25 protein-coding genes are annotated in these 23,579 nt (G+C 67.3%); 14 read left to right on the top strand and 11 right to left on the bottom strand.

All coding sequences use genetic code 11. From position 1 onward, the window contains the following. Positions 1–20: 20 nt before the first annotated feature. Both htpX and grcC1 read right to left on the bottom strand, forming a co-directional pair. Positions 21–881 (bottom strand): zinc metalloprotease HtpX, encoded by an 861-nt coding sequence (htpX, locus tag CCUG20998_RS04315; RefSeq protein ID WP_012392834.1) that lies wholly within the window; start codon positions 879–881, stop codon positions 21–23. A gap of 90 nt (positions 882–971) precedes the next feature. After that, positions 972–1,979 (bottom strand): nonaprenyl/(2E,6E)-farnesyl/geranylgeranyl diphosphat synthase, encoded by a 1,008-nt coding sequence (gene grcC1, locus CCUG20998_RS04310; protein WP_011738953.1) that lies wholly within the window; start codon positions 1,977–1,979, stop codon positions 972–974. Between the two features lie 21 nt (positions 1,980–2,000). On the opposite strand from grcC1, the gene menJ reads away from it, so the two are divergent. From menJ to CCUG20998_RS04295, 3 genes are read left to right on the top strand one after another with little or no spacing between them, the layout of a single operon-like run. After that, positions 2,001–3,239 carry a menaquinone reductase gene (menJ, locus tag CCUG20998_RS04305; protein WP_020731838.1) on the top strand — a complete coding sequence of 413 codons (1,239 nt, stop codon included), beginning with the start codon at positions 2,001–2,003 and terminating at the stop codon, positions 3,237–3,239. A gap of 53 nt (positions 3,240–3,292) precedes the next feature. Then, complete coding sequence (locus tag CCUG20998_RS04300; RefSeq protein ID WP_020731837.1) at positions 3,293–3,982, top strand: class I SAM-dependent methyltransferase; 690 nt, start codon at positions 3,293–3,295, stop codon at positions 3,980–3,982. Between the two features lie 32 nt (positions 3,983–4,014). Further along, the gene (locus CCUG20998_RS04295; RefSeq protein ID WP_020731836.1) at positions 4,015–4,350 is read left to right on the top strand and encodes a DUF732 domain-containing protein; all 336 of its coding nucleotides are present in this window, start codon (positions 4,015–4,017) and stop codon (positions 4,348–4,350) included. Between the two features lie 18 nt (positions 4,351–4,368). Here CCUG20998_RS04295 and CCUG20998_RS04290 read toward each other — a convergent pair whose 3' ends face one another. From CCUG20998_RS04290 to CCUG20998_RS04280, 3 genes are read right to left on the bottom strand one after another with little or no spacing between them, the layout of a single operon-like run. Then, positions 4,369–5,064 (bottom strand): demethylmenaquinone methyltransferase, encoded by a 696-nt coding sequence (locus CCUG20998_RS04290; RefSeq protein WP_012392831.1) that lies wholly within the window; start codon positions 5,062–5,064, stop codon positions 4,369–4,371. A 28-nt stretch (positions 5,065–5,092) separates the two neighbouring features. Further along, positions 5,093–6,400, bottom strand: coding sequence for a hypothetical protein (locus CCUG20998_RS04285; RefSeq protein ID WP_020731835.1), 1,308 nt, complete (start codon positions 6,398–6,400; stop codon positions 5,093–5,095). Beyond that, complete coding sequence (locus CCUG20998_RS04280) at positions 6,390–7,565, bottom strand: sulfotransferase (protein ID WP_036457451.1); 1,176 nt, start codon at positions 7,563–7,565, stop codon at positions 6,390–6,392. Before CCUG20998_RS04280 ends, CCUG20998_RS04285 begins: the two co-directional genes overlap by 11 nt. Positions 7,566–7,707: 142 nt before the next feature. Between CCUG20998_RS04280 and CCUG20998_RS04275 the strand changes: the two genes are divergently transcribed. After that, positions 7,708–8,187, top strand: coding sequence for a MarR family winged helix-turn-helix transcriptional regulator (locus CCUG20998_RS04275; protein ID WP_020731833.1), 480 nt, complete (start codon positions 7,708–7,710; stop codon positions 8,185–8,187). Here CCUG20998_RS04275 and CCUG20998_RS04270 read toward each other — a convergent pair. From CCUG20998_RS04270 to CCUG20998_RS04245, 6 genes are all read right to left on the bottom strand, one after another. After that, on the bottom strand, positions 8,184–9,335 hold the full coding sequence (locus CCUG20998_RS04270) for a glycosyltransferase family 4 protein (RefSeq protein WP_020731832.1): 1,152 nt from the start codon (positions 9,333–9,335) through the stop codon (positions 8,184–8,186). The genes CCUG20998_RS04275 and CCUG20998_RS04270 overlap by 4 nt on opposite strands. A 75-nt stretch (positions 9,336–9,410) precedes the next feature. Continuing rightward, a complete protein-coding gene (locus tag CCUG20998_RS04265; protein WP_012392826.1) occupies positions 9,411–9,935 on the bottom strand; it encodes a DUF3592 domain-containing protein in 525 nt (174 codons plus the stop codon). Next, positions 9,932–11,578, bottom strand: coding sequence for a 2-succinyl-5-enolpyruvyl-6-hydroxy-3-cyclohexene-1-carboxylic-acid synthase (gene menD / locus CCUG20998_RS04260; RefSeq protein ID WP_020731831.1), 1,647 nt, complete (start codon positions 11,576–11,578; stop codon positions 9,932–9,934). The genes CCUG20998_RS04265 and menD overlap by 4 nt, the downstream gene beginning before the upstream one ends. A 63-nt stretch (positions 11,579–11,641) precedes the next feature. Beyond that, positions 11,642–12,430, bottom strand: coding sequence for an alpha/beta fold hydrolase (locus tag CCUG20998_RS04255; RefSeq protein WP_020731830.1), 789 nt, complete (start codon positions 12,428–12,430; stop codon positions 11,642–11,644). Then, complete coding sequence (locus tag CCUG20998_RS04250; protein ID WP_020731829.1) at positions 12,423–13,406, bottom strand: o-succinylbenzoate synthase; 984 nt, start codon at positions 13,404–13,406, stop codon at positions 12,423–12,425. The genes CCUG20998_RS04255 and CCUG20998_RS04250 overlap by 8 nt, the downstream gene beginning before the upstream one ends. Continuing rightward, positions 13,403–15,007, bottom strand: coding sequence for an amidohydrolase (locus tag CCUG20998_RS04245; protein WP_020731828.1), 1,605 nt, complete (start codon positions 15,005–15,007; stop codon positions 13,403–13,405). The genes CCUG20998_RS04250 and CCUG20998_RS04245 overlap by 4 nt, the downstream gene beginning before the upstream one ends. Before the next feature lie 88 nt (positions 15,008–15,095). On the opposite strand from CCUG20998_RS04245, the gene fadD8 reads away from it, so the two are divergent. The 10 genes from fadD8 (at position 15,096) to menE (ending at position 23,572) form a co-directional block, all read left to right on the top strand. Continuing rightward, positions 15,096–16,697 (top strand): fatty-acid--CoA ligase FadD8, encoded by a 1,602-nt coding sequence (fadD8, locus tag CCUG20998_RS04240; RefSeq protein ID WP_020731827.1) that lies wholly within the window; start codon positions 15,096–15,098, stop codon positions 16,695–16,697. A gap of 109 nt (positions 16,698–16,806) precedes the next feature. Then, positions 16,807–17,508 (top strand): hypothetical protein, encoded by a 702-nt coding sequence (locus CCUG20998_RS04235; protein ID WP_012392820.1) that lies wholly within the window; start codon positions 16,807–16,809, stop codon positions 17,506–17,508. Next, positions 17,505–18,407: a 1,4-dihydroxy-2-naphthoyl-CoA synthase gene (locus CCUG20998_RS04230; RefSeq protein WP_036457260.1), complete on the top strand. Its 903-nt coding sequence runs from the start codon at positions 17,505–17,507 to the stop codon at positions 18,405–18,407. The genes CCUG20998_RS04235 and CCUG20998_RS04230 overlap by 4 nt, the downstream gene beginning before the upstream one ends. A 43-nt stretch (positions 18,408–18,450) precedes the next feature. Further along, positions 18,451–19,338 (top strand): SDR family oxidoreductase, encoded by an 888-nt coding sequence (locus tag CCUG20998_RS04225; RefSeq protein ID WP_020731825.1) that lies wholly within the window; start codon positions 18,451–18,453, stop codon positions 19,336–19,338. 18 nt (positions 19,339–19,356) lie between these two features. After that, entirely contained in the window at positions 19,357–19,986 is a 630-nt protein-coding gene (locus CCUG20998_RS04220; protein ID WP_020731824.1) for a maleylpyruvate isomerase family mycothiol-dependent enzyme, read from the top strand. 13 nt (positions 19,987–19,999) lie between these two features. Continuing rightward, positions 20,000–20,407, top strand: a complete 408-nt coding sequence (locus CCUG20998_RS04215) for a VOC family protein (RefSeq protein ID WP_020731823.1) — start codon at positions 20,000–20,002, stop codon at positions 20,405–20,407. 97 nt (positions 20,408–20,504) lie between these two features. After that, positions 20,505–21,779, top strand: a complete 1,275-nt coding sequence (locus CCUG20998_RS04210; RefSeq protein WP_020731822.1) for an inorganic phosphate transporter — start codon at positions 20,505–20,507, stop codon at positions 21,777–21,779. Then, positions 21,776–22,060 carry a hypothetical protein gene (locus CCUG20998_RS04205; RefSeq protein WP_020731821.1) on the top strand — a complete coding sequence of 95 codons (285 nt, stop codon included), beginning with the start codon at positions 21,776–21,778 and terminating at the stop codon, positions 22,058–22,060. The genes CCUG20998_RS04210 and CCUG20998_RS04205 overlap by 4 nt, the downstream gene beginning before the upstream one ends. Before the next feature lie 61 nt (positions 22,061–22,121). After that, a complete protein-coding gene (locus CCUG20998_RS04200) occupies positions 22,122–22,418 on the top strand; it encodes a DUF3349 domain-containing protein (protein WP_011738932.1) in 297 nt (98 codons plus the stop codon). Positions 22,419–22,486: 68 nt separating this feature from the next. Then, positions 22,487–23,572 carry an o-succinylbenzoate--CoA ligase gene (menE, locus tag CCUG20998_RS04195; RefSeq protein WP_231389866.1) on the top strand — a complete coding sequence of 362 codons (1,086 nt, stop codon included), beginning with the start codon at positions 22,487–22,489 and terminating at the stop codon, positions 23,570–23,572. Positions 23,573–23,579 lie beyond the last annotated feature (7 nt).

Below are 23,579 nucleotides of genomic sequence, written 5' to 3'. Positions count from 1 at the left end.
GGCCGTCCGGCCGAAGACCACTATCCGCGGGCCATTTGCTCCAAACGCCGGATCCGGTCCTCGATCGGCGGGTGCGTCGAGAACAGCGATCCGATCCGCTCCCCGGCACGGAACGGATTGGCGATCATCAAGTGCGCCTGGCTGGCCAGCTGCGGCTCGGGCGGCAATGGAGCCAGTTGCACGCCACCGGAGATCTTGCGCAGTGCCGACGCCAACGCCAACGGGTCACCGGTCAAGACCGCACCCGATTCGTCGGCCTGATATTCGCGCGAACGCGACACCGCCATCCGCACCACCGTCGCCGCGATCGGGCCCAGCAACGAAACCAGCAGCAGGGCGAACGGGTTCTGGCCGTCTCGGTTACCACCGAACATGCCGGCCCACATGGCCATGTTGGCCAGCGCGGTGATCACCGACGCGAGCGCTCCGGCGATACAGGAAATCAGGATGTCGCGGTTGTAGACGTGTGACAGCTCGTGGCCCAGCACGGCACGCAATTCCCGCTCGTTGAGCAGCGCCAGGATGCCCGTGGTGCAGCACACCGCGGCGTTGCGCGGGTTGCGGCCGGTGGCGAAGGCGTTGGGTGCGGCGGTGTCACTGATGTATAGCCGCGGCATCGGCTGGTGGGCGCTGGTGGCCAGCTCACGCACTATCCGGTACATCGCCGGAGCCTGCAGCTCCGAAACCGGCTGCGCATGCATGGCCCGCAGGGCCAGCTTGTCGCTGTTGAAGTAGACATAGACGTTCATCCCGACGGCGAACAGCACCGCCAGGATCAGGGCCGTCCTGCCGAACAGCGCACCAAAGAACACGATCATGGCGGACATGCCGACCAGCAGCAGGAAAGTCTTCAGCCTGTTGGCATGCGGATGCCAGGTCATAGGTGTGTGTCCTCCCACGAACACGGCAATTTGGTTATTACAGCTGATTTAACGCCCGAAACGGCCCTCGGGGTTCCGAAACGCCGCCCTCTACCCGTGCCGGTTGACCGTGTAGTCGACCAACGCGGCCAGCGCCTGGCGGCCCGGGACGTCGGGCAGCAGATCCAACTCGTGACGTGCCCGAGCGGCATATTGCCCCAGGACCTCTTTGGCCTGGTCCATACCCGGCGACGCCCGCAACAGCGCGAGAGCCTCGAACACCTCGGCATCGTCGCGGATCGGGCCCGCCAGCAATGTGCGCAGCCGGGCGCCGTCGGAGCCGGTCTGGCGCAGGGCGTAGAGCATGGGCAGCGTGCGCACCCCCTCACGCAGGTCGGTGCCCGGTAGCTTCCCCGACTGTTCGGTATCGCTGTCGATGTCGATGATGTCGTCGGCGATCTGGAACGCGGTGCCGACGATGCCGCCGAGACGGTTCAGTCGCTCCACTTGTTCGCCGTCGGCGCCAGAAAACATGCCACCGAACCGGCCGGCGGCACCGATCAGGCAGCCGGTCTTTTCGTGAACCACCTTCAGGTATTGCTCGATCATGTCCACGCCCTCGGGCGCACCCCGGGTCTCACGCATCTGACCGGTCACCAGCTGGGCGAACGTGTCGGCAACGATCCGCACGGCATCCGGCCCCAGCCGCGACACCAACCGCGACGCCGTCGCCAGCAGATAGTCACCGGCCAGGATGGCGACGTTGTTGCCCCAGCGCGCATTGGCGCTGGGCGCTCCGCGACGTACTTGCGCCTCGTCCATCACGTCGTCGTGGTAGAGCGTCGCGAGATGAATCATCTCGATGACGGCTCCGGCGATCACGACTTCGTCGGCACCCGGGTTCGGCCCGACCTGGGCCGACAAGACGGTAAACAGTGGACGGAACCGCTTACCACCGGCCAGGAACAGGTGTAGCAGCGAATCGGTCATCACCTCGTCGGCACCGCGCAACTCAGCGTCCATCAGCCGCTCGATGCTGGCGACACCATCTCGCACCGTCGTGGCGAATTCAGCATCGCCGACGTCAACGCCCGCCACCACCGTCGCCGAGGTTCTCATCCGACCAACATACTGGGGAGCGTGGAAACCAGAGTTCCCAGAGCCCTTGGCGCCGACCTGGTGGTCGTGGGCGCCGGACCGGCCGGGTCGGCGGCGGCCGCCTGGGCCGCCCGAGCGGGCCGGGATGTACTTGTCATCGACTCCGCCGGTTTCCCCCGCGACAAGGCCTGCGGCGACGGGCTGACCCCGCGCGCGATCGCCGAGCTACAGCAGCTGGGCCTCGGCGAATGGCTGGCCGGCCGTATTCAGCACCGGGGTCTGCGCATGAGCGGATTCGGCGGCGAGGTGGAAATCGGCTGGCCTGGCCCGTCTTTTCCGGCGTACAGCAGCGCGGTGGCCCGGCTCGAACTCGACGATCGGATCCGCAAGGTCGCCGAGGAGTCCGGGGCCCGCATGCTGCTCGGCACAAAAGCCGTCGCGGCCCATCATGACTCGTCAAGGCGAGTGGTATCGCTGACGCTGGCCGATCGGACCGAGGTGGCCTGCCGACAATTGATCGTCGCCGACGGCGCACGGTCGTCCCTGGGGCGCAAGCTGGGCCGCCGCTGGCATCAGGAGACCGTCTACGGCGTCGCCGCACGGGGATACCTGACCACTGCCCGCAGCGAGGATCCGTGGCTGACCTCCCATCTGGAACTGCGCTCGCCAGACGGAGCGGTGCTGCCCGGCTACGGCTGGATCTTCCCGCTGGGCAACAGCGAGGTGAACATCGGGGTGGGAGCGCTGTCGACCACCAAACGGCCGGCGGACCTGGCGTTACGACCGCTGATGTCGTACTACACCGACCTGCGCCGGGACGAATGGGGCTTTACCGGCCAGCCCCGTGCGGTCGCCTCGGCGTTGCTGCCCATGGGCGGCGCGGTGTCGGGGGTGGCCGGGCCGAACTGGGTACTCATCGGTGACGCCGCAGCGTGCGTCAACCCACTCAACGGGGAGGGCATCGACTACGGCCTCGAGACCGGGCGGCTTGCCGCCGAACTCCTGGATTCCCCCGACCTGTCGCAGCTGTGGCCGTCGCTACTGCAGGCGCACTACGGTCGTGGGTTCTCAGTCGCACGCAGGCTGGCGCTGCTGCTGACCTACCAACGGTTCCTGCCCACCACCGGACCGGTGGCGATGCGCTCGACGGCACTGATGAAGGTCGCCGTGCGGGTGATGGCCAACCTGGTCACCGAGGAGGACAGCGATTGGGTGGCACGGCTGTGGCGCGGCGGCGGACGGGCGTCGCGGCTGATCGATCGTCGCCCGCCGTTCCACTGAGGCCCTATATCAATTTCATTGACATATATCAGGCACGTTGATATACAAGAGGCATGACTGAATCATTGGATTTGCAATTCGAAACCGCCTATCGCGGCGAATCCGCAGAGTTCGGCGCGGGCATCAGGCCCCCGTGGAGCCTGGGCGAACCCCAGCCGGAACTCGCCACCCTGATCGAGCAGGGCAAGGTCCATGGCGAGGTGCTCGACGCGGGTTGCGGGGAGGCCGCCCTCGCATTGGCGCTGGCAGGACGGGGCCACCCGGTGGTCGGCTTGGACATGTCCCCCACCGCCGTCGAGCTGGCCGGGCGCGAGGCCGCGCGCCGCGGCCTGACCAACGCCAGCTTCGCGGTGGCCGACATCACCGATTTCGCCAGCTATCCGCCGGAGTCGGCGGGGCGGTTCAACACCATCATGGACAGCACGCTGTTTCACTCCATGCCGGTCGAACTCCGCGAGGGTTACCAGCGTTCGATCGTACGGGCGGCCGCCCCGGGCGCGTCCTACTTTGTGCTGGTCTTCGACAAGGCCGCGCTTTCCGGCGACGGCCCGATCAATGGCGTCACCGAAGCAGAGTTGCGTGACGCGGTGTCCAAGCACTGGGTGATCGACGAGATCCGGCCGGCCCGCATTCACGCCAATCTCCCGGCGGAAGTATCCGGGATGCCCGCCTTCGACGCTCGCGACGAACCCGAGGGCCGCAAGTCCGTCGGTGCGTGGTTGCTCTCAGCCCATTTGGGCTGATGGCACACCCCATGCGGTGTATAGTCCAGCTAATGAAGGGTAGAAGGCTGGCCACAATCGCCGCGACTGCGGTAGCTGCCGTCGGACTGGCGGCGCCGGCGCAGGCCGACGACTACGACGCCCCTTTCAACAACACGCTGCACGGCTTCGGGATTTACGGCCCGCAGGACTACAACGCCTGGCTGGCCAAGATCAGCTGCGAGCGAATGGACCGGGGCGTTGACGGCGACGCGTACAAGTCGGCGACTTTCCTGCAGCGCAACCTGCCCCGTGGCACCACCCAGGGCCAGGCGTTTCAGTTCCTGGGCGCGGCGATCGACCACTACTGCCCCGCGCATGTCGGGGTCCTGCAGCGGGTCGGCGCTTAGGTCTTTTGGCCGGGTCGTTTAGACCGGCTGGGGCTTGTACCCGGCGTGCAATGCCACGATTCCGCCGGTGAGGTTGCGCCAGCGCACCGCCGACCAGCCGGCCCGCGACATCTGCTGGGCCAACGCCGCCTGGTCCGGCCACGCCCGGATCGACTCGGCCAGGTATACGTAGGCCTCGGGATTGCTGGACACCGCGCGCGCCACCCGCGGCAGCGCCCGCATCAGATACTCCTTGTAGACCGTGGCGAACAACGCACTGACGGGCGTGGAGAATTCACACACCACCAGCCGTCCCCCGGGCCGGGTCACGCGCGCCATCTCGCGCAGTGCGGCGGAGAAATCGACCACGTTGCGCAGCCCGAAGCTGATGGTCACCGCGTCGAAGACATCGTCGGCAAACGGCAGCCGGGTGGCATCACCGGCAACCTTGCACACCTTGCGTTCATGGCCCGCGGCGAGCATCCCAACCGAGAAGTCAGCCGCCACGCACCAGGCCCCGGACTTCGCCAGCTCCACCGTGGATACCGCAGTCCCCGCGGCCAGATCCAGCACCTTGTCACCCGGACCGATGCGCAACGCCGATCGGGTGGCCCGCCGCCAATATCGGTCCTGCCCCAGCGACAGCACGGTGTTGGTCAGGTCGTAACGACGAGCGACGCCGTCGAACATCGACGCGACGTCTCGGGGGTCTTTGTCCAGGGCCGCGCGACTCACCTCGGAGACGCTACCCGACAGCGTCGCGTCAATACTGGCGGTATCGGCGCTGGACGTGCTCCTGGCGGACGCTGATCTGCCGGCGCCTTTCCTCGACGGACACGGTGCGGGTGTCCGCGGGCAGGTGCTGACGCACGCTGGCCAGGGGCACCTTTACGGCGCTGGCCTTGGGCAATTCGGACGGCGGGTCGCAGTACGTCCACCGCAGGGTCAGGAATCCGCCCAGGCGCCCGGCGGTGTCGAGCCAGTTGGGCACGCCGGGGTCGGTGTCGGCGATGACGTAGCGGATCCTCGCGTCGGCATCGGGTTCGGACTGAAATCCGTTGAGACTGCACGCGTGGTTGGCGTAATCCAGGGATTCGCCCCACAGGTTGGACAGATGAAATCCCATGTAGGCCGGCGGTACCGGAACGACGACCTCGACCAGCAGCGCTTCGTCGGCGCGCAGGTCATAGACCCCGCCGCAGTAGACGTTGGTGCTCTGGCCGCCACCCATGGCAAGGTTGGCCAGCGCAGGCTCATTGAGTGAGTTACGGGGCATCAGCGTGAACCCATCGCCGTTCTTGTCACCGTGCGCCTCGAGGACCACGTCGTAAAACTCGTTCCAGAACCGCATCTGGTTCTCGACGATCGTGCCGAGGCGACGCATGCTCTGGGCCACGACGGCGGGATCGGCCGGCTCGGGCTGGGCTCCCTGCTTGCCGATCTGGACGATGTGCAGATCGGGCGACATCTCGTGTTCCCAGTCGTGAAACAGTATGCGGGCGATCAGAAAACGCGCGGTGGCGGTCCCGTCTGGGGTGCGGGTGGCAATGAAGTTGCCGGTGTGCTCGCCGGGCCGGCGCGGGCCCAGCAGGATCTCGAATCGGCCATCCTCGCCGACGGCGAGATCGGCGGTGTCCAGCACCCCGGTTACCACCCGTCCGCCCGGCATGAGCTCGGCAAGGCCGCCGGTGTCTCCGGCATAGTCGGTGTGTGCCTCAAAGATGAGGTATTGCGGAGGCTTTGGGCCGACGAACCGGCCGGTTACCCGATAACTCTGCGCGCCGTCAATCGGCGCCGACAGGTATAGGGCGTCGGCGTTGTCGATGGTCGCCTTGTCCAGCGGTTGGATGGCACGCCGAAAATACGGGAAGTCGGGATTCTCGCCGAAGGCGCGTTCGATGCCACTGAAAACAAATCCCAGCAGGTATCCGTATCCGTCCGCGAGGCCGGCGGCGGTGACCGGAGGAGCATGCAATTCGGCGGAGTCCACGGCATCGCGCGCCCGAGTCAGCGCGTCGATCATGTCGGTCCAGGCCGCGTGCAGGCTCGCTTGGCTTGTTTCAGCGGACATGCGCGTCTGTTCCTTCTGTTCTTGCCGCTGCCTCTGTGTCCCAGTGGTATTCATCGAACAAGTCGGCCAGCCGGGTGTGAATCTCGCGGGAGTCCAGTCCGAATTCCTCCAGGCTGTAGCGGTGGGTTGATTCGTGCCCGCTGCCCGAGGCGGCCGCCGCGAACGCCTCGGCGGCCGCCGGCCCCAAGTCGAGTTCCAACTGCCGGTAGATCCGGCGCATGGTGACCTCGGGTTGGGCGACCAGTTCGCGGTAATCCACCAGGACCGAACGAACCTCGCGATGTCGGGCCAAGACGTCGAGCGGATGCTGGTAGGAATCCAACGATTGCTCGGCCAGCACCCGCAGCGAGTTCTCGACCAAGCGCTGATCGCGGCCGCGCAGGCCCCACTCGGTCTGCAACAACTTCAGCAGGCTCGGAATCGTCTCATCCGGATTACGCAGGGGCACAATAAACCTGGCGTCCGGAAAGGTCTCGATCAGCGCTTCGACCCGACCGCAGAAGGTGGGGTTCTTACTCAAGTGCGTACCGCCACCATTGACCGCGATCTGGCGCCGGACGCACCCCTTGTAGAAGGCCATCGCCCGTCGCCGCTTGCGTTGCGGCCAGCGATCGACATGGTAGAAATCGAGTTCGCCCATGAACGGGAACATCAGGATCCAGAACCCTGAGCACAGTGACCAAGTCAAAAACGCGTCGTCCTCTTCCGGAACGAAGAACCCGGTCTTGTGCATGTCGTCGGTCGGGGCGAAGCGACGCTTTTCGATCTCGTCGAGCCGGTGCCGCAGACGCTTTCCGAATACCGCGGCATCGACCCGAAAAAGCAGCCGCAGCATGCGTTTCTCCAACAGCGACGGAAAGAACAGCTCGTACATCATGGCGTAGCTGAACTGGGGGTCGTTGGCCATCAGCCGATGCAGATAGGTGGTGCCGCTGCGGGCGTGCCCGATACAGAACACCGGTGCCACCACCTGGGTGCGGCGCAATGACCCGAACAGGATGGGATCGAGCGCGAAGCACACCGCGTGGATCGCGGCGATGGCCGGCACCGCGACCGCGAACCCGAAGAAGCGCCGCCAACGCGCCGCGCCGGGCGGGTCGCGGCGCAGCAGCCGCAGCATCGTGCGGTAGTTGGGCCAGTCGAAGTAGAAACCCGTTGCCAGCATGAACACTCCTGCGCGCAAGCCAATTTCGGTGACCGGATGTCGCGGTCCAGCTATCTATACTTTATTGACTATGTCAAGTAGTTGCCGATACTGTCGCCTTCATGCGGGTCTTCAATACCGGCGGGTGCGGACCGGGGCGAATGTGGCGTCTGCACGCAAGCTGACGGCGGTTGCCGCCATCAGCGCCACCCTCGCCCAAATCGTCCGGCTCAGCATCAGTCGATCGGCGTTCGCCGGTCAGGCATCGGCGGCCAACACCGAGCTGTCGCAGCCTTCCTATGTTCTGCTTCGCGTCCTGATCGACGAGGGCCCATTGCCGTTGAGTCGACTGGCCAGGTTGGCGCACATGGATGCCGGGATGGCCACCCGCCGGGTGCGAGCCCTGGTCGAGGCCGGGCTGGTCACCCGGCACACCGATCCCAACGACGGGCGGGTGTCGGTGATCGAGGCGACGCCGCAGGGCCGGCGTGCCGCGGGGGCACTGCACGAGGTGCGAAGGGATCACTTGGCGCGAGCGCTCTCGGGCTGGTCGGCGGCCGAACTCCACGAGTTCAACCGACTCCTGTCGAAGTTCCTCACCGACATCAAGAAGACGCCGATCGTCGATACCGCAACGCGCTAGGCGCGCCGCCTTCGCCACAACCAGTCTTGGGCCCGCCCGGTCGGTGCGAGCACCTCCGCATAGTGGTCGAGCAACTCGTCACAGATCACCGACCAGCTGCGGCCCAACACGCTGCGCCGGGCCGCCTGCGAATAGCGCTGGCGTTCGTGGACCAAGTGCGCGACCGCGGCCGGCAACTGCGTCTCGAACTCGTCGACGGGAAGCAGCAGGCCGGTCCGTTGTGGGGTAACCAGGTCGCGGGGTCCGCCGGCGTCGGGGGCGATCACCGGCAGCCCCGACGCCAGCGCTTCCTGCACGACCTGACAGAACGTCTCGTGTTCACCGGCGTGCACAAAGACGTCCATGCTGGCGTACGCCGCAGCGAGCTCGTCACCGTACAGTGCGCCGGTGAAAACCGCTGTGGGCATAGCCGATTCGAGTTTGCGCCGGTCGACTCCGTCGCCGACGATCACAAGCGTGACCGCGCCCGATGCCGCCAGCCCAGCGAGCCGTTCGGCATGCTTCTCGGGCGCCAGCCGACCCACGAATCCGACGATCGGCCGCCCGTCCGGCGACCATCGCCGGCGCAGCGACTCGTCTCGCGCCGACGGCGCGAACCTGATCAGATCGACGCCCCGCGCCCATCGGTGCACCCGCGGGAAGCCCTGGTCGAGCAGGGTTTGCATGGTCGGAGTGGACGGCGCCAGGGTGCGGTCGGCAAGGCCATGCAGGTGGCGAAACCAGGCCCAGGCCGCCCGTGAGGTTGCCGCGATGCCGTAGCTGGCCGCGAAGCCCGGCACATCGGTTTGGTACACCGCCACCGTGGGCACGCCAAGACGTCGCGCCGCCCGCAGCGCACCGTAGCCGAGCAGCGCCGGTGAGGCCAGGTGCACCACGTCAGGTTCGAATCCCCGCAAGACCCGCAGGATTCGCGGGGTTGGCACCCCCAGCGGCAGGGTGGTCACTTTCGGGAACATCCGCGCCGGCGTCCGGTGCACTCGGACGCCGTCATGCAGCCGGTCGGCCCGGGGCTCAGCGGGAGGATTGTCGGGCGCGATGACCAAGGCTTCGTGGCCGGTCCGGCGCAGATGCTCGAGTACCCGAACCACCGAGTTGCTGACACCATTGACGTTAGGCAAGAACGACTCGGCGACGATCGCAACGCGCACGCCACCACCGTGTCAGCGTCGACTGTCGGCAAGGTTGCCGCCGGGCATACGGGGCGCGAAATCTGCCGGCACGCCCTATGGCGTGGACATCGTGTCCGCCCGCTGGTCCGGCCGTTTGTCCAGCCGCCTATCCAGGAGGGCCAGACCGACGAGCGCAACAGTCGCCACCAACCAGGCCACCACCGCGATGGAGCCGGCGGGGATGATCGCCAGCCCGGCGTTGCGGTGCTGCACGCGCACCAGATTGGGATCCCTCTTGTTGTACTCGACGTAGATCCGCATGCCGGTGGCCAGCTCAGACGGGTACAGCACACCCAATTCGGGCCGGTAGGTCACGCGGTCGGGGGTGACGAATTCGATGGTTGAGCGCCGTGGCCCGGCGCTGAGCACCTCGGCCTGTGCGACCCCCATGTTGCGATCGATGGCCAGGTCATTGCGCCACGCGCCGGCCACCAGCAATATCGACTGCAGCGTGACCAACCCGGTGAGGATCAACACCGAGATCCGGATCCAGCGCACCACTGTCCTGGCCGGCGTGTCCGGCATCTCTTCGGTGGTGCCGTGGATCAGGATGCGCAGCAACTTCTTGGGCGAGGTCATAGCGCGGCCTTGATGGCGGCGTGCAGTTGCCGCAGCGAGGAGCGGTCCGCCTTGACCTCGAGCACCCGCAGGCCGCTACCCGGCTCGTCCAGCGCGGCCGGCAACTGGTCCACCTCGATCTGCCTGTTCTCCACGTGGTAGGCCCGGCACAGTGCGCCCACGTCGACGTCGTGGGGGGTGCCGAAGATGCGCGAGGAGACATCGGAGAACCGCGGATCCCCCTGCTCGAGCAGCTCAAAAATGCCGCCGCCATTGTCGTTGGACACCACGATCGTCAGCTGCCGCGGTGTCGGTTCGGTAGGGCCGATCAACAAGCCGGAGCTGTCGTGGACGAACGTCAAGTCACCGATCAGCGCGACGGTGCGCCCGTGCTGATCACGTTCGTAGCCCAGCGCAGCCCCGATGGCCGTGGACACCGTGCCGTCGATACCGGCGACCCCTCGATTGGATCGCACCCGCAGGCCCGCAGTGTCCAGGCCGACCAGGGCCGCATCGCGCACCGGGTTGGACGCGCCCAGCACCAGCTGGTCGCCGGGGCGAAGCGCGCCGGCAACGGCCGCCGCGACGTGCAGGCCGGTGGTCAGCGGGTGTGCGGCAAGCTGCTCGCGTACCGCCGCAACCGCGTGGCGGTTCATCTGCGCGCAGCGGTCCAGCCACGACGGGTTCGGGGTGCCGCTGACGATCGCCCGGGTTCCGGTGGCCTGCGAGTTTCCCGACACGTCCGGCCAGCGGGGCCCGGTCGTCAACGCAAAGACCGGCACTTCGGGATCGGCCAGCAAGGCCGATACCGGCCGGTGCAGCGTCGGGCGCCCCAGCATGATCACCTGCCGGGGCCGCAGCAGCGGCAGTGCCAACGGGTGTAGAGGGTTGCCACCGGACGGCGCAGCCGGTGCTGTCGGCTCGGCGATGGTGGGTAGCGCCACCAGGTTGGGGTGCACACCGGCGCCGTGCCCGGCGATGACGACGGTGTCGGCGGACAGGTCGATTTCCAGCGGTTGGTCGAAGGTGACCGGTGGGGTGTAGGTCCACGGCCGGCCCTCCGGGCGTCCCGGCGGAGTCACCGCACCGTGGGGTTGCGGGTCGGGCACCAGCGGTTCCCGCAACGGAATGTCAAAGTGCACCGGGCCGGCGTTGGCGGTACGCGAACCCATGGCGGCCGCCAGCACCCGGCACGTGGCCGATCGCCACGACGCGTTGAGGGAGTCCAGGCGTTCGTGCGCATCCTCGGCCAGACCCAGGCTGATCGTGGCACGCACTTGAGTGCCGAAGTAGCCCAGTTGCTCCATGGTCTGGTTGGCCCCGGTGCCCAGCAGTTCGTAGGGCCGGTTCGCCGAGAGCACGATGAGCGGCACCCGGGCGTAATTGGCCTCCACCACCGCCGGGCCGAGATTGGCCACCGCGGTACCGGAGGTCATCGCCACACACGCCGGCGCACCCGCCCCGACGGCCAGCCCGATGGCCAAGAAGCCGGCGGTGCGTTCGTCGATGCGAACGTGCAGCCGAATGCGACCGGACCGATCGGCGTCCTGCAACGCGAAGGCCAGCGGCGCGTTGCGCGAGCCGGGGCACAGCACCACATCGCGAACCCCACCGCGGATCAACTCGTCAACGACGACGCGGGCCTGTGTCGTCGAAGGGTTCACCAGTACAGGGTGTCACAGCCGAACGCTGCGCCGGGTATCGAGCCGCACCGGCTACCGCGGCGCTCAGCCCCTGGTGCCGGCAAAGAATTTCAGCGCGGCCGTGTTGACGGCTTCGGGGCGTTCGAAGAACCCGAGATGCCCGGCGTCGGGTATCTGCAGATAGCGACCGTTCGGCAGGCTGTCGGCGACCTCGCGCCCCAGGTACGGCGGGGTGACGATGTCGTCGGAAAAGCCGATTACCAGCACCGGCGCGGCGATGTTGCGGTAGGCGGGCAACCGGTTGGTCAGCGGCGCGGCGTCGAGTTGGCAGCGCAGGCCCGGGGTCTGCTTGATCGGCCACATGGAGAACATCGCGAGCCAGTCGCCAACGGCCGCATCGTCATTGAGCGTCTTGCGGGAAAAGTTCTCCAGCAGGCGATCTTTCACATCGTAGGTCGACGGCATCCTGGCACCGGAGTCGTACAACTCCGCCTCGGCGTCGTGGAAGAACTTGCGGGCACGGTCCAGGCGGCCGCGGGTGGCCATCAATACGGCGGAGTTGACCAGCTCGGGACGCAGCACCATCAGCTCCTGGGCGATGAATGAGCCCATCGACACCGCGACGATGCGCACCGGGCCGATGCCCAGGGATTCGATCAACGCTGCGGTGTCGTTGACCATCGTCTGCGTGGTAAAGCCCTCGGCGTTCTCGGTAGCACCGATGCCACGGTTGTCGAAGGTGATGCATCGGTATCCCGCCGCCAGGAACGCCGGAACTTGGTGGGGCTGCCAGGTGCGTCCGGCACCGCCGCGACCGGCGATAAAAAGGACCGGCTCACCGGTCCCTTTGTCGTCGTAAGCGAGGTTAATCACCCGATCGACGGTACAGCAGCGGGTAGCAGGCCTTGATCCGGTCGATCCACCACTGCCGCCGATCCGGCCCGGCGCCCAACGCCCGCAGCCGGGCCGGGTCCGGCGCCACCCGCTGCGGGGCCAGTGTGCCGTCGACCGGGATGGCGGGCTCGGCCACGTCCTCGACGAAAAGCCCGCCCGTGCCCAATCCGCAGGCGTGCTGCAGTTGCGGTAGGGCCGCGGCGGCGCTCAACCCGGCGGCTATTCCGACGGCCGAGTCCAGCGCGCTGGAGATCACCACCGGGATGTCGATTTGCGCCGCGATGTCCAGCAGCGCCCAGGCCCCGCCCAGTGGGGCGACCTTGAGCACCGCGACATCAGCAGCCCCCGCGCGCACCACCGCCAGCGGGTCCTCGGCCTTGCGGATGGCCTCATCGGCGGCGATGGGCACTTCGATGCGCCGGCGCAGCTCGGCGAGTTCACCGACGGTGGCGCAGGGTTGTTCGAGGTACTCGAGCGGGCCGTCGGCCGTCAGGGCAACGGCGGCCTGCACCGCTTGGTCGACGCTCCAGCCACCGTTGGCGTCCACCCGAACGGTCGGGACCAGAGCGCGCACGGCATTGACCCGCTCGACATCGCTGGCGAGCGTCTGTCCGGGCTCGGCGACCTTCACCTTGGCGGTGCGGGCGCCGGGGAACCGGGCCAAAAGCTCGGGGACTTGGGCGGGGGCCACCGCCGGCACCGTCGCGTTGATGGGGATGCGCCCGCGTCGCACCGGTGGCGGCTGGCCGTAGGCGGCGTCGATGGCCGATGCCAGCCACGCGGCCGCTTCCGGGGGCCGATATTCGAGGAACGCCCCGAATTCACCCCACCCCGAGGGCCCCTCGATCAATGCCACTTCCCGGGTGGTGATGCCGCGAAAACGAACCCGCATCGGTAGTGCCACGACGTGCAGTCGGTCCAGTAGATCCGGCAGGGTGGCCAGCCCGGGTATCACTTCCGATAGACCTGGCGGCCCGCCAGGAAGGTGGCCCGCACCTCCAAGTCGGCGATCTCCTCCGGCGGCACCGTCCGCGGATCCGCCGAGAGCACCACCATGTCCGCGTACTTGCCGACTTCCAGCGAGCCGATGATGTCGTCGGCGAACATCTGCCAGGCGGCATCGATGGTCTGCGCCCGGATCGCCTGCTCCACCGTCAAACGCTCCTCGGGAGCCAGCACCCTGCCGCTGGGTGCGACCCGGGTGGCGGCCACGCTGATGTTGCGCAGCGGCTCCTCGGGTGTCACCGGCGGGTCGTTGTGCAAGGAGATGCGCATGCCGGTGGCCACCGCGGAACCCGCGGGCATCCACCGCGACCCCCGTTCGGGGCCGAACAGCCCATCGACGATGACGTCACCCCAGTAGTGGATCTGGTCGACGAAAATGCTGCAGGTGACACCGAGGTCGGCGGCCCGGCGAAGTTGTTCGGGCCGGATGGCACCGACATGCTCTAGCCGCAATCGGTGGTCCGGACGCGGGTTGCTCCGCAGCGCCTCTTCATAGACATCCAGAATGGTGTCGACCCCGGCGTCGCCCTGCACGTGGCAGGCGATCGGCCAACCGAGGGGAAAGTAGGCACCCACGATTTCGGCCAGCTGTTCGCGGGTGTAGTTGGCGCATCCGCAGGAACCAGGTGTCACACCGATGGTGCGGGTGGCGGCGGTGTCCAGGTAGGGAAAGCTCAGATCGATGTTGCCGATCCAGGGCGAGCCATCCACCCAGATCTTGATACCCACTTGCCGGAGCATGTCGTCGCCGTCTCCCGGCGAGGCCTCGGTGGACAGCTGCGCGTTGGAAATCTCGTATGTGCGCAGCCGGACCGTCAACTCATCGCGGAGCTGCTCGACCAGCGGCCGAAACCCCGGATCGAACGCCATCTCCGAACACGTGGTCAGCCCGGCCCGGTTGAGCCGGGCGCACTCGGCGCGCAGCATCGCCGGATAGTTGCTGGGATCGGTCACACCGGCCAGCAGCGGCAGCACCGCACCGGTTTCCTCGGCGGTGCCGTCGAGTTCGCCGTTGGCGTCGCGGCCGTATTTCGCTCCCTTGGGATCGGGGGTGTCGCGAGTCAGGCCGTTGAGCCAGGCGGCGTGCGTATTGAAGTAGGCCTTGTGAGCCGAGTTGTGGATGATCACCAGCGGCCCGTTCGGCGCGATGTCGTCGAGCCAGGCCAGCGTCGGTTCCGGCAGCCCCGGCTGCAGCAACGGATCCCAGCCGATCAGGTAGGCACCAGCCGACCCGCGCTCGCCGGCTTCGCGGCAGATCTCGGCCACCACGCGTTCGGAGTCGCGGACGGTGACCGGCCGGATATCGACGATCCGGCCCGAGAGCACAATCGCTTCCATCAGCGGATGGCCGTGTGCCTCGACAAACCCCGGCATGAGACAACCCGAACCCAAGTCGATGGTGCGGGTGCCCTCCCCGATCAGGCCCGCGACCTCGGATCGGTCCCCGACGGCGACGATCCTGCCGTCGGTGACGGCGATCGCCTCGGCGGTGGGCCTGGTGTCGTCGACGGTGAGCACGGTTCCGGTAATGACGACATCTGCATCGGCCATGAACAGCGATCCTAGTGATTCGGGCCCGGAAAAGGTCAGGCCCGAGGGCGCAGCTGAGCAGAATTGCAACACGTTCTAGTCTGGCCATATGAGTGACGATCTGTTGCGCAATCCAACTCACAACGGCCACCTGCTGGTGGGCGCGCTCAAGCGGCACAAGAACCGGCCGGTGCTGTTCCTGGGCGACACCACGCTCACCGGTGGCCAGCTGGCCGAGCGGATCAGCCAGTACATCCAGGCGTTCGAGGCACTGGGCGCCGGCACCGGGGTCACCGTCGGCCTGTTGTCACTCAACCGCCCCGAGGTGCTGATGATCCTCGGCGCCAGCCAGGCTCGCGGCTATCGCCGTACCGCGCTGCATCCGCTGGGTTCGCTCGACGATCACGCCTACGTGCTCTCCGACGCGGGGGCCAGCGCGCTGATCATCGACCCCAACCCGATGTTCGTCGAGCGGGCGCTGGGACTGCTGGAAAAGGTGGACTCGCTCAAGCAGGTCCTGACCATCGGACCGGTACCCGAAGCCCTCGAGGACCGAGCGGTCGACCTGTCCGCGGAAGCGGCCAAATACCAGCCGAAGCCGCTGGTCGTCGCCGACCTGCCGCCGAACCACATCGGCGGCCTGACCTACACCGGCGGCACCACCGGCAAGCCCAAGGGAGTGATTGGCACTGCCGGCAACATCACCGCCATGACCTCGATCCAGCTCGCCGAATGGGAATGGCCCGAGCACCCGCGGTTCCTGATGTGCACACCGCTGTCGCATGCCGGGGCCGCTTTTTTCACCCCCACCCTGGTCAAGGGCGGCGAGATGATCGTGCTCGCCAAGTTCGACCCGGGTGAAGTGTTGAGGGTCATCGAAGAACAGCGCATCACCGCAACCATGCTGGTGCCGTCGATGCTGTACGCGTTGATGGACCACCCGGATTCACACACCCGCGATCTGTCCTCGCTGGAGACCGTCTACTACGGCGCTTCTGCCATCAACCCGGTGCGGCTGGCCGAGGCGATCGACCGGTTCGGCCCCATCTTTGCGCAGTACTACGGGCAATCCGAGGCGCCAATGGTGATCACCTACCTGCCCAAGGCCGATCACGACGAGAAGCGGCTGACCTCCTGTGGACGCCCGACGCTGTTCGCCCGGGTGGCATTGCTGGGTGAGGACGGCCAGCCGGTACCGCAGGGTGAGCCGGGTGAGATCTGTGTCAGCGGGCCGCTACTGGCCGGCGGTTACTGGAACAAACCGGACGACACCGCGCAGACTTTCCGAGACGGCTGGCTGCACACCGGCGACATGGCCCGCGAAGACGAGGACGGCTTCTATTTCATCGTCGACCGGGTCAAGGACATGATCGTCACCGGCGGCTTCAATGTGTTTCCCCGTGAGGTCGAAGACGTCGTGGCCGAGCACTCGGCGGTCGCGCAGGTGTGCGTGGTCGGGGCACCGGATGAGAAGTGGGGCGAGGCCGTCACCGCGGTGGTGGTGTTGCGTGCCGACGCGGCCCGCGATGACGCCGCGATCGAGACCATGACCGCCGAGATCCAGGCCGCGGTCAAGCAGCGCAAGGGCTCGGTGCAATCGCCCAAGCAGGTGGTGGTCGTCGACTCGTTGCCATTGACCGGGCTGGGCAAGCCGGACAAGAAGGCCGTCCGGGCACGGTTCTGGGAGGGCGCCGGCCGCGCTGTGGGCTGAATGGCCGGTTCGGGCCGATTCGGGTCTGGCTACTGTGGCTTGCATGAGCGAGCGAATCAAGCCGCCGTGGTGGTCGACGCCGTGGCACTGACGGTGCCGGTGTAGGCCGATGGGTCGCGCGTTACTGCTGGCGGCGATGCTGCTGGCGGCCAGCCCGATCGGGTTGTCCGCACCGCGGGCGGTGGCCGCACCGGGATGCCCGCCGGGCGGCACCCCCGCCCCGGCCGACGTGAACGAACGGCGGGTCGGTGACCTGGACGGCGACGGTCGGCCGGATACGTTGTGGGTCGGGGATTTTCAAAGCGGAACCGGAGACACCATCCGAATCGTTGGCATCACCACCGCCGGCGGCGCCAGCACCGATGTCCACATCGCCTCGGCCAGCCCGATCCCCCTGCGCGCGTTAGCCATCGATGCGCAGGAAAACGGCAGTCACCAGGTGATCGTCAGCGACGGCCGGGCCGCGCACCTGTATGTGTACGCCGCCTGCCGGCTACAAGCCGCCGTCGACAGCCGGGGCCACCCCTTCCTTTTCGATCTGCAGAATCTGCGCGGCCACGGCACCGGTGTCGGCTGCAGCAACATGGGCGACGGTCGCCGGCTGGTCGGACTGCAGGCACTGCCGGACCCGGACAACACCGGGCGATGGACGGTGCGGCGCACCGAGGTCGATCTGGACGGGACGCTGGCCACCATCGGGCCCTCGGACACGCTGACGGCCGACTCCGCTAGAGACTCAATAGTCACGTCGGCACAGACGATCAGCTGCGGCAACCTCACGATCGACCAGGATGGAGTGCAAGAGCCTTGAGCGACAACCCCTTTGATACTGGCGTGTGGAGACTCGTCGACGGTTTCGACGAGCTGACCGACATCACCTATCACCGCCACGTCCAAGACGCCACCGTCCGGGTGGCGTTCAATCGTCCCGAAGTGCGCAACGCGTTCCGGCCGCACACCGTCGACGAGCTATATCGCGTACTGGACCACGCGCGAATGTCTCCCGACGTCGGCGTGGTGCTGTTGACCGGCAACGGGCCGTCCCCCAAGGACGGTGGCTGGGCCTTCTGCTCCGGTGGGGACCAACGCATCCGGGGACGCAGTGGCTATCAGTACGCAAGCGGAGACACCGCAGACACCGTTGACATCGCGCGGGCGGGCCGGCTGCACATCCTCGAGGTGCAACGGCTGATCAGGTTCATGCCCAAGGTCGTTATCTGTCTGGTCAACGGCTGGGCGGCCGGCGGCGGGCACAGCCTGCACGTGGTCTGCGACCTCACCCTGGCCAGCCGCCAGCATGCCCGTTTCAAGCAGACCGACGCCGACGTGGGCAGCTTCGACGGCGGCTACGGCAGCGCGTATCTGGCCCGCCAGGTCGGCCAGAAATTCGCCCGGGAGATCTTCTTTCTGGGCCGGCCGTACACGGCGGAGCAGATGCATCACATGGGCGCGGTGAACGAGGTCGTCGACCATGCCGAGCTGGAGCGGGTGGGGGTGCAATGGGCGGCGGACATCAACGCGAAGTCGCCGCAGGCGCAACGAATGCTCAAGTACGCGTTCAACCTGCTCGATGATGGGCTGGTGGGTCAGCAGCTGTTCGCCGGGGAGGCCACCCGGCTGGCCTACATGACCGACGAGGCCGTGGAGGGCCGCGACGCCTTCCTGGAAAAGCGCGCACCGGATTGGAGCGGCTTTCCGCGGTATTTCTAGTGCCCGCCGCGGCGCATAGGTCTTCGTCCTAGACTCCCCACCCGTGAGCAAGAGCCCGTTGCGCCGGTTGACCGAGCAGATCACGCTGGCCGGCATGCGGCCGCCGATCGCACCACAACTGCTGGTCAACCGGCCACCGATCAAACCGGTTGCCCTCGACGGCAAGCGCGTCATGATCACCGGCGCCTCCTCGGGTATCGGCGAAGCCGCCGCCGAGCAGTTCGCCCGCCAGGGCGCCACCGTGATCGCCGTCGCCCGCCGCAAGGACTTGCTGGACGCGGTGGCCGACCGCATCACCGCCTCGGGTGGGGTGGCCAGGTCGGCGCCCTGCGACATCTCCGACCTCGACGCCGTCGACGCATTGGTCGCCGACATCGACAACCGTCTTGGCGGGGTCGACATCCTGATCAACAACGCCGGCCGCTCCATCCGCCGGCCGCTGGCCGAATCGCTGCAGCGCTGGCACGACGTGGAGCGGACCATGGTGCTCAACTATTACGGCCCGCTGCGGCTGATCCGCGGGCTGGCACCGGGGATGCTCGAACGCGGCGACGGGCACATCATCAACGTCACGACCTGGGGCGTGCTGTCGGAGGCCTCGCCACTGTTCTCGGTATACAACGCATCCAAGGCCGCACTGTCGGCGGTCAGCCGGACGATCGAAACGGAGTGGGGCCGCGGCGGCGTCCATTCCACCACGCTCTACTACCCGCTGGTGGCCACACCGATGATCGCGCCGACCAAGGCCTACTCCGGGATGCCCGCACTGACCCCACAGGAGGCCGCGGAGTGGATGATCACCGCCGCGCGCACCCGTCCGGTGCGGATCGCGCCCAGGATCGCCCTGATGGCCAAGGCGCTGAACACCCTGGGCCCCCGGTGGGTCAATACACTTATGCAACAGCGTGACGACCAGCTCAACGATCGCTGACTGAACCGGGAGTTCGCCATGGCTGACATCTGGACCACGATCGCGGCCGAGCGCGGCGCACTCGCCGACGACCTGGCCACACTGCCGGCAGATCGATGGGAAACCCCGTCGCTGTGCGCCGGGTGGAGGGTGCGCGACGTGGTGGCGCACCTATGCGCCACCGCATCGCTGAATCCGGCCCGGTTCTTTCTCGGGATGGCGGCCGCCGGGTTCAGCTTCGACAGGTTCACCAACGGGCAACTGGCCAAACACCTAGGCCCCGATCCGGCCGCCACCCTCGACGAATTCCGCGGCCTGCAGCACGCGACGTCGGCGCCACCGGGCCCCAAGGTGTCGTGGCTGGGCGAGATCGTGTTGCATGGCGCCGACATCCGGCAGCCGCTGGGCATCCCGCATACGTACTCGCCGGGGGCGCTTCGCCAGACCATCGACTTCTACCGGGGCTCCAACCTGCTCAGCGGCGCCAAGAAGCGAATTTCAGGACTCCAGCTATGCGCCACCGATGACGATTGGCGACACGGCCAGGGCGAGCGCGTCGAGGGACCACTGTTGTCGCTGCTGCTCGCCATGACCGGGCGGGCCGCGGGCTGCGTCGATCTCACCGGCCCGGGAGCCCAACTCCTGCGCAGCAGGTGCTCCGGAACGTGATAGACACGACAGCATGGAGATTCTGGCCAGCCGGATACTGCTCCGGCCGGTGGATTATCAGGCCTCACTAACCTTCTACCGCGATCAGATCGGTCTGGCGATCGCACGCGAATACCCCTCCGGAACAGTCTTTTTCGCCGGGCAGTCGCTACTCGAGCTGGCCGGGTACGGCGAGCCGGAGCACGGTCTGGGACCATTTCCCGGTGCGTTGTGGCTGCAGGTCCGTGACATCGCGGCAACCCAGGCCGAGTTGGAGAGCCGCCAGGTGCCGATCGCCCGTGAGGCGCGTCGCGAACCCTGGGGTCTGCATGAGATGCACGTCACAGATCCGGATGGAATCACGCTGATTTTTGTGGAGGTGCCCGGCAACCACCCGTTGCGCAGGGACACCCGAAGTGAACGACAACGAACGCAAGGTTAACTGCTAGGTAACATCTGGCGACGAGTCGCAGCCCACCTGGGTTTCACACATTTCCCCGTTCGACAATGGATTACCCCGACCCGCAGAATCAGGCACTGTGAACATCGATTTGTTCCTCTTGATCATCGTCGTTATCACGGCTTTGGCATTCGACTTCACCAACGGCTTTCACGACACCGGCAACGCCATGGCGACCTCCATCGCCAGCGGCGCCCTGGCGCCCAGAACAGCCGTCATACTTTCGGCCGCGTTGAACCTGCTAGGCGCCTTTTTGTCCACCGCTGTCGCGGCGACCATCGCCAAAGGTCTGATCGATGCAAACCTGGTGACCTTGGAGTTGGTATTCGCCGGACTGGTCGGTGGCATCGTGTGGAACCTGCTGACCTGGCTGCTGGGCATCCCCTCGAGCTCGTCGCACGCGTTGATCGGGGGCATCGTCGGAGCGACGATCGCCGCCGTCGGCGGCCGCGGCGTCATCTGGAGCGGGGTGGTGTCCAAGGTCATCGTGCCCGCGGTGGTGGCCGCGCTGCTGGCCACCCTGGTCGGGGCGATCGGCACCTGGCTGGTTTACCGGATCACCGCGGCCGTCTCGGAGAAGGACACCGAGCGCGGGTTCCGTCGCGGTCAGATCGGCTCCGCGTCGCTGGTCTCCCTGGCGCACGGCACCAACGACGCACAGAAGACGATGGGCGTGATTTTCCTGGCCCTGATGTCCTACGGCGCGGTCAGCACCTCTGCCACCATGCCTCCGTTGTGGGTGATTGTGTCCTGCGCCTTGGCGATGGCCGGCGGCACTTACCTCGGTGGCTGGCGCATCATCCGGACGCTGGGCAAGGGTCTGGTCGAAATCAAGCCGCCCCAGGGCATGGCCGCCGAGGCATCATCGGCCGCGGTCATCCTGTTGTCGGCGCACTTCGGCTACGCACTGTCGACCACCCAGGTCGCCACCGGCTCGGTGCTGGGCAGTGGCGTCGGCAAGCCCGGCGCCGAGGTCCGCTGGGGCGTGGCCACCCGGATGGTGGCAGCGTGGGTGATCACACTTCCGCTGGCCGGCCTGGTCGGAGCGATCACCTACTGGCTGGTCCACATGATCGGCGGGTACCCCGGCGCCATCATCGGTTTCGCCCTGCTGTGTCTGGTCGCCGCCACCATCTGGCTCCGCTCGCGCAAGGCGCGGGTCGACCACACCAACGTGAACGCGGAGTGGGAAGGCAGCCTCACTGCCGGGCTGGACGGGGCACCGGGACCGACCGCGCCATCGCCGCCGGATCGAAAGCGACCGCCGCCACCACCACCGCCGAGTCCCCACTCCAACGGTCACACGCCGAAGTACGGCACTGACGACGCGCTCACGGCTGGTAACCCCTCATGAATCACTGGTTCAACTACGAGGCCACCAGCAAGATCCTGATTTTCAGCGTGCTGGCCGGGGCCGGGCTGCCCGCACTGTTTGCCGTCGGGGTACGGCTGCAGGCCGACAGCGGCCAGATCACCGGCACACATACCCCGCTGCGGCGCACCGTGTTGACCGCTCTCGGTTGGGTGATCTTTGCGATCATCCTGGCGGTGGTGGTCATCGGTGTGCTCTACATCGCCCGTGACTTCATCGCACATCACATCGGTTGGCACATCCTGGGGGCGAAAACCAAGTAACGTCAAGGGGGGGCCTTGACACAGTGTTTGTCCACTGACTCAACGGGAAAGTTCTGGCGGCGTGAATCGATTTCTTACCTCGATCGTGTCGTGGCTGCGTGCGGGCTATCCCGACGGAGTTCCACCGACCGACTCCTTTGCGTTACTTGCACTGCTTTGCCGGCGGCTGTCCAACGAGGACGTCACAACCGTCGCCACCGAACTGATGCGACGCGGTGAGTTCGACCAGATCGACATCGGGGTGGCCATCACCCAGATCACCGACGATTTGCCATCTCCGGAGGACATCGAGCGAGTCCGGGCCCGGCTGGCCGCCACGGGCTGGCCATTGGACGACGCCCGCGAGGACCGCGCATAACCATCCTGCGGGCGCTGACCGTCCCCGACGGCAGCGCGGTCCCGGTGCTGTTGCCCGCCCTGGAGCGGATTCTTGCCGGCCGGGCTCCGGCAACGGTCGCGGTGGGGGCAAGACCTGACCCCGCGGTGGTGAGCGCGTTGCGGGTCGGCGACCAGATCGATGACGATGTGGCGCTGGTCGTCACGACGTCGGGAACCACCGGGGCGCCCAAGGGGGCGCTGCTGACCGCGGCCGCGTTGATCGCCAGCGCGTCGGCGACCCATCACCGCCTGGGCGGAGCCGGCAACTGGCTACTGGCCGTGCCCGCGATTCACATCGCCGGCCTGCAGGTCCTGGTGCGCAGCGCGCTCACCGGTACCGTCCCGGTCGAACTCGATGTGTCCGCCGGGTTCGACATCACCGAACTCCCTCGTGCTGTCGACAAGTTGGGTTCCGGCCGGCGATACACCTCGCTGGTCGCCGCTCAGCTGGCCAAGGTGCTGGGCGACCCCGCCGCCACCGCCGCCCTGGCCGAACTGGACGCGGTGCTGATCGGGGGTGGACCGGCTCCGCGTCCGGTGCTCGACGCCGCTGCCGCCGCCGGCATCCGGATCGTTCGCACCTACGGGATGAGCGAAACCTGCGGAGGCTGCGTGTACGACGGTGTTGCCCTCGACGGCGTGCAACTGCGCGTGGCCGCGGACGGCCGCATCATGATCGGCGGCGCAACGCTGGCCAAGGGGTACCGCAACCCGGTACAACCCGACCCGTTCGCCGAGCCCGGCTGGTTTCGTACCGACGACCTCGGGGCGCTCGATGATTCGGGCGTGCTCAGCGTGCTGGGCCGCGCCGACGACGCGATCAGCACGGGCGGGCTCACCGTGCTGCCGCAGCTGGTGGAATCCGCGCTGGCCACCCACGCCGCGGTGAGCGACTGCGCGGTGTTCGGACTCGACGATGACCGGCTGGGTCAGCGGGTCGCCGCGGCGATCGTGGTCCGCGCCCACTGCCCCACCCCGACGCTGGATCAACTTCGGGCACACGTCGCCGGCACGCTGGCCATCACCGCCGCACCCCGAGAACTGCACGTCGTCGACGAGCTGCCGCGGCGCGGCATCGGCAAGATCGATCGACGGGCGTTGGTGCGTCGATTCGCCGCCGCAACCGACCAATAGGCTGAGC

The sequence above is a fragment of the Mycobacterium marinum genome (assembly GCF_003391395.1).
Lineage (GTDB): Bacteria > Actinomycetota > Actinomycetes > Mycobacteriales > Mycobacteriaceae > Mycobacterium > Mycobacterium marinum.
This window is presented reverse-complemented; position numbering and strand designations above follow the sequence as displayed.

Excerpts from the sequence above, each read along its gene's own strand:
- htpX (WP_012392834.1), bottom strand. The coding sequence starts at position 881 with ATGACCTGGCATCCGCATGCCAACAGGCTGAAGACTTTCCTGCTGCTG.
- grcC1 (WP_011738953.1), bottom strand. The coding sequence starts at position 1,979 with ATGAGAACCTCGGCGACGGTGGTGGCGGGCGTTGACGTCGGCGATGCT.
- CCUG20998_RS04300 (WP_020731837.1), top strand. The coding sequence starts at position 3,293 with ATGACTGAATCATTGGATTTGCAATTCGAAACCGCCTATCGCGGCGAA.
- CCUG20998_RS04295 (WP_020731836.1), top strand. The coding sequence starts at position 4,015 with ATGAAGGGTAGAAGGCTGGCCACAATCGCCGCGACTGCGGTAGCTGCC.
- CCUG20998_RS04285 (WP_020731835.1), bottom strand. The coding sequence starts at position 6,400 with ATGTCCGCTGAAACAAGCCAAGCGAGCCTGCACGCGGCCTGGACCGAC.
- CCUG20998_RS04280 (WP_036457451.1), bottom strand. The coding sequence starts at position 7,565 with ATGCTGGCAACGGGTTTCTACTTCGACTGGCCCAACTACCGCACGATG.
- CCUG20998_RS04265 (WP_012392826.1), bottom strand. The coding sequence starts at position 9,935 with ATGACCTCGCCCAAGAAGTTGCTGCGCATCCTGATCCACGGCACCACC.
- CCUG20998_RS04245 (WP_020731828.1), bottom strand. The coding sequence starts at position 15,007 with ATGGCCGATGCAGATGTCGTCATTACCGGAACCGTGCTCACCGTCGAC.
- fadD8 (WP_020731827.1), top strand. The coding sequence starts at position 15,096 with ATGAGTGACGATCTGTTGCGCAATCCAACTCACAACGGCCACCTGCTG.
- CCUG20998_RS04235 (WP_012392820.1), top strand. The coding sequence starts at position 16,807 with ATGGGTCGCGCGTTACTGCTGGCGGCGATGCTGCTGGCGGCCAGCCCG.
- CCUG20998_RS04220 (WP_020731824.1), top strand. The coding sequence starts at position 19,357 with ATGGCTGACATCTGGACCACGATCGCGGCCGAGCGCGGCGCACTCGCC.
- CCUG20998_RS04215 (WP_020731823.1), top strand. The coding sequence starts at position 20,000 with ATGGAGATTCTGGCCAGCCGGATACTGCTCCGGCCGGTGGATTATCAG.
- CCUG20998_RS04205 (WP_020731821.1), top strand. The coding sequence starts at position 21,776 with ATGAATCACTGGTTCAACTACGAGGCCACCAGCAAGATCCTGATTTTC.